Below are 6146 nucleotides of genomic sequence, written 5' to 3'. Positions count from 1 at the left end.
GGGGGGGGGTTGTGGCGTGGTTGGGGGTGGTTTTGCGTGGTCTGTGGATTGGCGGCTGTATTCCGCCGTTGCCCGGCGGCTTACTTATTCTTGAATCGCCAAGAATAAGTAAGCAACAAGAAAGCGACCCTCCCCCCCGGCCCTGCGGGCTCCCCTGCGCTGCTCAGTCGGACGGGGCGGCTGCGGAACTCGCCCCCTACGGGGCTCAGACAGTCCTCGCCGACGTCCCCCCGCCCGCCTTGCGCTGCTCGGCGGGGGTGGAAGGGGATGGAACACCGCGTGGCCTTGGCAATGGTGCTGACAGGGAGAATGGTGGGGGTATGCGAATTGCAATTTTTGTTGCTGAAAGTACGCGCCGCCGGTAAGTTTGAGTTTGTCCGGTTTTACTGATTTTTAGTCGGGCAGAAAAAGGTCGAATCTGCTGAATCCCTTGTGGGATAAGCCTTTTAAACTGTCTGGTGTTCCAGGATATTGGACAGCCCCATTTTTATTGGACGTTTTTGTCGTCTACTACTAGTTAGGGCCCATATGCCAATGCCCAATGAACCCTGGTACGCAGCAAAGTGTGTGTTCCGACATACGCAGCTCTCTGCCAAACAAGAAGAAGGCTGGGTATACGAGGAGCGAATCGTCTTATTTCGTGCCTCAGATGAAGACGATGCGATTGCCAAAGCCGAAGAAGAGGCATCTCAATACGCTACAGACGGAACGGAATATCTAGGCTTCGTCGAGGTATTCCATCTCTTTGCTGAATCGCTTGAAGACAAAGCCGAAGTATTTTCTTCAATGCGCTCAAGCAAACTAGCCCCCTCAGAGTATTTAGATCATTTCGTTGATACAGGGGCAGAACATGTACGCAAGTAAATACAGTTCAAAACCGTGCCCTAACAATCCGGTCCAGCGGACAGTCGGCCAGCTGCGCTGTCCGCCTGCCGCTGACCTTCGTCGTTATGCGTCTCAACGGTGACTGCCGTGTCGGCTGAAAGTCAGTTCTACGAATACGCCAACCAATTGGCCGGCTCAGCCTCGTCAGTTCATCATCGCTGGAGCGAAGATCGGCTCACGATTTCCTTCCGCAAGATTAATGACGAGGGCTTCGACATCGAGGTTTCCTACGATCCGATTTCTAAGGAACTTGAGATTCAGACTGATCGCGGGTGCCACGATCACTTTCACGCTGAGAAATTTGAGAGCTTCCCGGCCGCCTTGGCTTGCGTGTTTGGGTTGGTGCGCGACCTTCTTTCCCGCAATATGCGGATTGAAGAAACGCAGGCCAATGGCAAGCCGAGAAAATGGGAACTCCAGGCCAACATCAACGGGAAGTGGGTCACAGAATCCACTACGGGTCTGTTTATCTGGAACGTATTCGGAAGCAAGAGCATGGCCAAATACTCGAACGACGCATTACCACCGCGGGAGCGGTGCCATGACGCATAACCTTTCAGTCGACCGGACCTGCGCGAAAAGCCGCGCAGGCCGCTCACTTTCACGTTATGCCTAGCATCAAAGCCCCCTTCGCCATAGCGATAACCGCTTTTTTATTAGCCGCTTGCGGTGAGCCACATCGTGCTGCCGCACAGCAATATTTGGCGCTGGCAGAAGGCGTTCTCATTGCAAACGGCATTTGCTCATCTACCTCCGATTGCCGGAGGAAAGAGTTGTTGTTTTGGGAGGGTGGCGAGGTAAATCTCGGCCTGGTCCGTTGGGGCGGTGCTTACGTCAATCTTTATGCCACGCAAGATCCAGTGCTGGTCGATGCAATCGTTTCAAAATTCAAAGAAGCCCACACGCGACAGCCAGAGCCTCAAGTAACGCTTACGGTTTTCAGTTCCCTCCATTCTCAGCCGAAGGTCCAGTTTCGTAAGGTGGTTCTAAAGTGAGTTTTCGGCCAAGGCATAACATGGCGCTCGACCTCGCTCCCTTCGGTCGCTGGACGCTGCGCGATAAAGCCGCGCAGCGCCGGTCAGCTCTACGTTAGCCTGCTTTTATATGCGCCGTATTGCATTTACCCTCGGCATCCTCGCGCTCGCACTCGTTGTGCTGATCATGGGCATCGCTGAAATGCTCAGCAGTCCGGCGCATCGAGTTATTGGTCCACCGCCCTCTGATTTTAGAGCGCGGTCAGTTGTCATCCCTAGCTCCTCAGGCGAATCAGTGACAGGTTGGTTCGCACAGGGAACAAGAGGCTCAGGTGCTGTCCTATTGCTGCATGGGGTACGAAGCGATCGACGCCAAATGCTTGAGCGTTCAAAGGTACTGTATAGCCGCGGCTACTCAGTCCTGCTCGTTGATCTTCCGGGGCACGGCGAAAGTTCTGGAACGCGCATTACTTTTGGCTTTCGGGAAGCCGAAGGTGTTAAAGCCAGTCTGCGCTTTCTAGAAAGATCACTCCCGGGCGAAAAAATCGCAGTAATCGGTGTTTCTCTCGGAGCTGTTTCATTTGTATTAGCAGGCATCTCGCCTGCTCCGAATGCTGTTGTTCTTGAATCAATGTATCCCACCATAGAAGAAGCGGTAACCGATAGGCTCCGTATTCGGCTAGGCGAACTGGGCGCAGTCTTTGCGCCGTTGCTCCTATCTCAGCTTCCCCTTCGGCTGGGGATTTCTCTGAATCAACTTCGTCCAATCGATCATATATCGTCTATTGCCGCACCGGTCCTTGTTGCTGCTGGAACTGAAGATCGCCACACAACTTTAAACGAAACTGAACGCTTATTTACCGCAGCAACTCTGCCGAAAGAGCTCTGGCTTGTTAAGGGTGCGGCCCATGTTGATCTCTATCACTTTGATCCAAAAACTTACGATGAAACAGTTTTCGGTTTCGTGGCTAAGCACCTGCGAAACGCTGGCTAACATTTCGGTCAAGGCGTGGCCTTCGGCCACTGGGACGCTCCGCCTATCGGCGGTGCGCCCCTTACCTTAAACGTTAGGTGGCTGTCTCCGCTTACGGTAGCTGCTGGGACGTGCCAGCCCCGCCCTGTGCGGCGCCGAGCAACGCAGCTTACGGCGGAAAAAGGGCGAGCACTGTTTGAGGGCTTTTAGGCCCGAGTTGCGCATCCTCCGCCGGAAGCGAGTAGCGCAGGGGACCCCGCGGAGCGGGGCGCCAAACCGGGCTCGCTTTTGAAAGAGAACGAGATAACTCAGGGGGGAATCCTGCGATAAGTCCGGGATGAGGTGGGATTAATCGGGACTTTGCGGGATGGGAAGTGAAAATGTGTTGCGAGGGGTAAAACACCGGGGCGTGGCTAAAACAGGTTGGGTTGCCGGCGCTCCCGCTCCTTGATCCGCATTTCGTTGATGATCTGCCGAATACGCATCACGCACAGGCCACTCAGCGCGGCCAGCTCCTTGTAGTTGTCCCCGTTGAACCGGTCCCACAGTTCCTTGTTGCGGGCGGCGTTTTCATAGCTCACGCCCTTCTCCAGGTAGATCTGGCCGCCACCCAAGTTCAGGCGAACAGATTCGGAGGTGGCCAGGGCGATCTCGTTGGCGACATCGGACGGAAGCTGCAGGCCGACCATCATGTCGTAGACGACATGAGCGATGTGGCTATACAGCTCCGGGTAGTTGTCAGGTAGCGAGAGCGACATGATGAGACTCAAGCAGCCAGGCGTGCCAACAATAGGCGCTGGGTCTGTAGGCATTCAAGCCAGGGCCATGGTGAATCCAAGCGGCCCATGTCTTCGGCCTGGCACCGGGCCCACTCCATGTTGAGTGAGCGCCGCCCAAGCTCAACCTTCAGCGCAGCCAAGGACTCATTGATGCGCTTCAGTTTCTGCCGGTGCAGAGCGGCGATAACGCCAACGAGGTCGTCATCCGGGACCCATGCCAGGCGTTCAATGCCACCGGCCTGCTTTGTCTGGCGCCGGGCGATTGAATCCGCGTACGCCCAGGGCAACTCCATGTCGGCCAGGAGGGCTTCGATCTTCTGCAGCATGTCCACACGGCTGAGATTGTGCGGCCGTCCGCCCGCTCTTCCCTTTGTCGCCTTTGCTGTCTTTCCAATTCCGCGCCGATCAAACTCAGCCAGGACCTTCTCAGCCTGAGCCAGGGTCCTGATTGCAGTAGAGCTAGTGACTCCGGCTGTACGTTGTAGGAGGGTTCGATAGGCGACATCGTCAAGCACATCGGCAGCCTGGTGCCGCCGGGTACGGATAGCGACAATACGTCGCTTCAATTGATCGGCAGGAAGGAAGGCCATGACTAAGCCTCCCCTATGGAAACAATGACAGATGGAATCAACATGCTACGATCCCCGAAAATTATGGAGGACTTATGCATCTCTTTCGTAACGAGTCCTGGCCGACGATCATGGTGATCGGTGCCTTTGCCATCGGAGTGTTGCTTGGGGAATTTCCAAGCCATGGTGATTGGCAACCAAAGTGGGAGATGGTCAGTGCTATTGGCACCATTGCTGCAGCGGTGATAGCTCTGGGAATTTCCCTCGGTGAAGGGTATAGGCGTAGGAGAGAAGCCTATGTCAGAGCCCAACTGACCGCAGCCAGAATCACAGGACATCTTGCTATGCTTGTCGCCAAGCTCGGTTACATCTCGCTTAGCGCAAGACAGTGCATTGATGACAACGCACCGGTATCCATTTGTGAATTGCTGCTGAATCAATTGTTGGAAATTGACATTGGGGTTACTGATGACGAACTTTTGGTGCTGGAGCCATTGCCAAACCAGTCCGCATTTCTTTTGGCAGGTGCGAAGGGAAGTATCGCCTCGGCAAAGAATTACCTTTCCATGGTTTGCGGGCCTACATACCCTGAGAAGAGGGCGCGTATAGACGACGCGTTGCAGCTGGTTGAGTTCCTTACGACAGAAGCCCAGCTGCAAATATCTAAGGCAATGGTGGAGTGCCAAAAAGCATGTCTTGCGGAAACTAGCCCGCATTCCTGAAATTTCTCTATCCATATTTAACTCTGAGAGCCTTCTGACCGGGCGGCCCCTTTCGGAGGCCGCCGAGTCAGGGGACTCGGGTTAGGGGTTGAGGGCCTTCTTCAGGGGAGTGGAGAAGGAGAAGCCAGGGGCGTTCTTGGCGGAGATCTCCATGGGCTCCCCGGTCTTGGGGTTGCGGCCGGTGCGGCCGGAACGCTGCTTGATGGTGAACTTGCCCAGGGTGAAGAAGGCGACGGCATCACCTTCCTGCAGCTGCTCAGTCACCACATCGGCCGTAGCCTTGAGGATGGCCTCGACGTCCTTTTTGGAAGCACCGGAGACTTCGGCAACCTTGGCGATCAGTTCGACTTGTTTCATGTGCTACTCCTTGGTTTGTTGCTACGTGAAAAATTAGTGGCCGACCTGGTCGGCCCAGTGGGTATTGGTGGCGCCGTCCGGCCCGGTGACTTCCACTGCCACCCGGGGCTCACCTTCGGGGCGGTAGAAGCTCACGGAGATGCCCATAGGCAGGAAGCGGCCGACCATGGCCACGGCCTGGGCCAGCTCGGCCTGGGCGGTCAGATCGACGGGAACGTTTCTGGCATTCATTCACTACGCTCCTCAACAACAGCCCATGACTCCTGATCAAGCGGGTCTCCGCCATAGACCGTTACCAGGAGCCCTTCTGAATTACGCCTGGCCCAGCCAAAATCACGGCTATTTGAATCGGCCTGCCAGCCGACGTATTTAAGCTTCACGGTTGCCCCAACTGGCCACCCGTCGCTTTTTCCCTCCATGCATTGATCAATCCCGTACTCAGCAGGAACCACCGGAACGTCGTAGATAGGGGAGTGGCCGGTGAAAATAGCCGTGACCAACTGGCCATCAGGGAAGGTCTGTTCTACTGTGGCCATTTCCCCAGGGTCACGGTAGAAGGAAATGCTCATGCCTCCCGGAATGAGGTGGCCGATGTTCAGGATGGATGCCTTGAGGACGTCCAGCTTTTTCTGGTCATCCATAGTCACCCCCTCCGCTTCGGTTCATGCCACAGGGGAATGCCGGCAGGCGGTACCGAGGAGTACTCCTCGATCACACCGCCCTCAGCGTCCATGGCTTTGAACCGGATAGAGCCCCGGTGCATGCGGGCCAGGTCCGCCAGGGCCTTCTTCGTTGCCTCGTAGTCATCCTGTTTAACGGTGACAAGGTTGGCCCAGGAGCCAGAGCAGTTCACGCGGAAATTGACCTGAGAGAAGTCTTTTTCCATG

The 6146-nt window shown here is 55.7% G+C and carries 11 protein-coding genes; 5 read left to right on the top strand and 6 right to left on the bottom strand.

The window, feature by feature from the left end; genetic code table 11:
• Window positions 1-528 precede the first annotated feature (528 nt).
• From AZSI13_RS16420 to AZSI13_RS16410, 4 genes are all read left to right on the top strand, one after another.
• The gene (locus AZSI13_RS16420) at window positions 529-864 is read left to right on the top strand and encodes a DUF4288 domain-containing protein (protein WP_109042260.1); all 336 of its coding nucleotides are present in this window, start codon (window positions 529-531) and stop codon (window positions 862-864) included.
• A gap of 108 nt (window positions 865-972) precedes the next feature.
• Window positions 973-1437, top strand: coding sequence for a hypothetical protein (locus tag AZSI13_RS16415; protein WP_133247349.1), 465 nt, complete (start codon window positions 973-975; stop codon window positions 1435-1437).
• Window positions 1438-1493: 56 nt separating this feature from the next.
• Window positions 1494-1880, top strand: coding sequence for a hypothetical protein (locus AZSI13_RS17405; RefSeq protein WP_133247348.1), 387 nt, complete (start codon window positions 1494-1496; stop codon window positions 1878-1880).
• A 109-nt stretch (window positions 1881-1989) separates the two neighbouring features.
• Window positions 1990-2853 carry an alpha/beta hydrolase gene (locus tag AZSI13_RS16410; protein WP_201262419.1) on the top strand — a complete coding sequence of 288 codons (864 nt, stop codon included), beginning with the start codon at window positions 1990-1992 and terminating at the stop codon, window positions 2851-2853.
• Between the two features lie 392 nt (window positions 2854-3245).
• Here AZSI13_RS16410 and AZSI13_RS16405 read toward each other — a convergent pair whose 3' ends face one another.
• Together AZSI13_RS16405 and AZSI13_RS16400 are read right to left on the bottom strand one after the other, a co-directional pair.
• Window positions 3246-3590, bottom strand: coding sequence for a Mor transcription activator family protein (locus tag AZSI13_RS16405; protein ID WP_165833596.1), 345 nt, complete (start codon window positions 3588-3590; stop codon window positions 3246-3248).
• Window positions 3591-3598: 8 nt separating this feature from the next.
• Complete coding sequence (locus AZSI13_RS16400; RefSeq protein WP_109042257.1) at window positions 3599-4201, bottom strand: regulatory protein GemA; 603 nt, start codon at window positions 4199-4201, stop codon at window positions 3599-3601.
• Window positions 4202-4275: 74 nt separating this feature from the next.
• Here AZSI13_RS16400 and AZSI13_RS16395 point away from each other — a divergent pair, with 74 nt between their 5' ends.
• Window positions 4276-4902, top strand: coding sequence for a hypothetical protein (locus AZSI13_RS16395; protein WP_109042256.1), 627 nt, complete (start codon window positions 4276-4278; stop codon window positions 4900-4902).
• 81 nt (window positions 4903-4983) lie between these two features.
• Here the strand turns inward: AZSI13_RS16395 and AZSI13_RS16390 are convergent, their stop codons facing one another.
• Genes AZSI13_RS16390 through AZSI13_RS16375 form a run of 4 tightly spaced genes read right to left on the bottom strand, consistent with a single transcriptional unit; the run spans window position 4984 to window position 6145 of the window.
• The gene (locus tag AZSI13_RS16390; protein WP_109042255.1) at window positions 4984-5259 is read right to left on the bottom strand and encodes an HU family DNA-binding protein; all 276 of its coding nucleotides are present in this window, start codon (window positions 5257-5259) and stop codon (window positions 4984-4986) included.
• Window positions 5260-5292: 33 nt separating this feature from the next.
• Complete coding sequence (locus AZSI13_RS16385; RefSeq protein ID WP_109042254.1) at window positions 5293-5490, bottom strand: hypothetical protein; 198 nt, start codon at window positions 5488-5490, stop codon at window positions 5293-5295.
• Window positions 5487-5900, bottom strand: a complete 414-nt coding sequence (locus AZSI13_RS16380; RefSeq protein WP_109042253.1) for a hypothetical protein — start codon at window positions 5898-5900, stop codon at window positions 5487-5489. Before AZSI13_RS16380 ends, AZSI13_RS16385 begins: the two co-directional genes overlap by 4 nt.
• 2 nt (window positions 5901-5902) lie before the next feature.
• Window positions 5903-6145 (bottom strand): hypothetical protein, encoded by a 243-nt coding sequence (locus AZSI13_RS16375; RefSeq protein ID WP_109042252.1) that lies wholly within the window; start codon window positions 6143-6145, stop codon window positions 5903-5905.
• Window position 6146: the final 1 nt, after the last annotated feature.

The organism is Azospira sp. I13 (assembly GCF_003112695.1).
Lineage (GTDB): Bacteria > Pseudomonadota > Gammaproteobacteria > Burkholderiales > Rhodocyclaceae > Azospira.
This window is presented reverse-complemented; position numbering and strand designations above follow the sequence as displayed.